At 67.8% G+C, this 1,639-nt stretch carries 2 protein-coding genes and 1 pseudogene; 1 reads left to right on the top strand and 2 read right to left on the bottom strand.

What is annotated here, in order from left to right:
- The coding region (locus tag AC2VOG_RS18410) for an alkyl sulfatase C-terminal domain-containing protein (RefSeq protein ID WP_486941273.1) at positions 1-474 on the top strand (474 nt) is incomplete at its 5' end.
- Here the strand turns inward: AC2VOG_RS18410 and AC2VOG_RS18405 are convergent.
- Entirely contained in the window at positions 464-1,438 is a 975-nt protein-coding gene (locus tag AC2VOG_RS18405; protein ID WP_486941272.1) for an NADPH:quinone oxidoreductase family protein, read from the bottom strand. The two genes, AC2VOG_RS18410 and AC2VOG_RS18405, sit on opposite strands and share 11 nt — an antisense overlap.
- Positions 1,438-1,639, bottom strand: a pseudogene (locus AC2VOG_RS18400) (acyl-CoA dehydrogenase family protein); the annotation flags it as partial. The pseudogene AC2VOG_RS18400 and the gene AC2VOG_RS18405, both read right to left, overlap by 1 nt.

Here is a 1,639-nt window from a genome sequence, read left to right as displayed (position 1 = left end):
GCCGAGACGTTGGAGCAGTTGGCCTACGGCGCGGAGAACGCGACCTGGCGCAACTTCTTCCTGTCCGGAGCGACCGAATTGCGCGGCGGCAACTTCGGGACTGCGGCGCAGCCGTCCTCGCCGACGTTGATGGCCCAGCTGACACCGGAACAGATCTTCGACGGAATGGCGATCAGCGTGAACGGGCCGCGGGCATGGGATCTGGACCTGGCCGTCGATGTCTCGCTGACCGATCGCGACGTCAACTACCGGCTCGCTCTGCGGAACGGGGTGCTGGTGCATCGCAAGGTGCCTGCGGATTCGGCGACCGCTTCCGCAACTATCCAGCTGGACAGCGCTTTTAGGCTGGTCCGGCTAGTGTCCGGCGACGTCGACTCTCCGGGTTTCGCGATCTCCGGCGATCAAGCGGCCCTGGTGCGGTTCCTGGGTGTCTTTGACCGGCCGGACCCGTCGTTCAACATCGTCACGCCGTGACGTCGATGACCACCTTGCCGATCGCTTTGCGATCGGCCACCAGCCGTAGGCCCGCCGCGGTGTCGCCCAACGGAAACCGGGCGCCGATGTAAGGCCGGATCGTGCCGTCGGCGAACATCTGCGTCAACTCCCGCATGTCACGGGCGCAGTCGTCTGGGTGATCGCTCATGAATGTGCGAATCTCCATGCCGCGAAGGGTGATTCCCTTGAGCAAGACCAAATTCAGCGGGATGGCGGGGATCGTGCCGGCAGCGTAGCCCAGAGTGACGAACGTGCCGCCGCGTGCCAGGGCGCGCAGGGCCGGCTCGGCGTAGCGCCCGCCCACGGGGTCGAGCACCGCGTGGGCGTCGTCGTCGGTGAGCTCGCGGATGCGGGTTTTCAGATCTTCGCGGTCGTAGTCGACCGTCGCCTCGGCGCCGCGCTGGCGGCACAGCTCGAGCTTCTCCGGGCTCGACGCGGCGGCCAGCACCCGTGCCTTCATCGCCACCGCGAGATCGACCGCGGCCAATCCCACGCCTCCGGCGGCGCCGAGGATCACCACCCAGTCGCCCTGCCCGACTTCGGCGATCGACCGCAGCGCGTGGTAGGCGGTGCGGTAGGTGACTCCGAAGGCCGCCGCGGATGCGTAGTCGGCTGTGTCGGGTATCGCGGTCACCGACTCCGCGGGCAGCAGCGCCTGCTCGGCAAACGCACCGACAAACGTTGTGGCCGAGACCCGTTGGCCGGGCCGAACCGATGCGCCCGTGCCGACGGCGATCACCTCACCGGCCAGCTCGCTACCCGGAATGAACGGCGGCGGAATCTTGACCTGGTATTTACCGTCGATCAGCAGCACATCGGGGAAGTTGACCGCCGCCGCGTGCACCCGCACCACCACTTGGCCGGGCCCCGGAATCAAGTCGGGGACCTGCTCGACGACGAGACCTTCGGGCGGGCCGTAGGCGCGGCACATCGCGGCGAGCATCAGCTGAACCCCACCACATGGTCGACGAGGGCTCCATACTTGGCGCGGACCGCCTCGCGGCGGACATCGAGCATCTCGCTGGGCCACTCCGAGCTCTCGGCCTCGACGTTCTTGAGCAGCATCCGGGCCAGGTTGACCTTGTGCGCCTCGGTCGGTCCGTCCGCGAGGCCGAGCGCGATGCCGCCGATCAGGACATTGACC

It is taken from the genome of Mycobacterium sp. TH-M11 (genome assembly GCF_057473725.1).
This window is presented reverse-complemented; position numbering and strand designations above follow the sequence as displayed.

Bases quoted from the DNA above. Each gene is read 5' to 3' on its own strand.
- AC2VOG_RS18405 (WP_486941272.1), bottom strand. From the start codon at position 1,438: ATGCTCGCCGCGATGTGCCGCGCCTACGGCCCGCCCGAAGGTCTCGTC.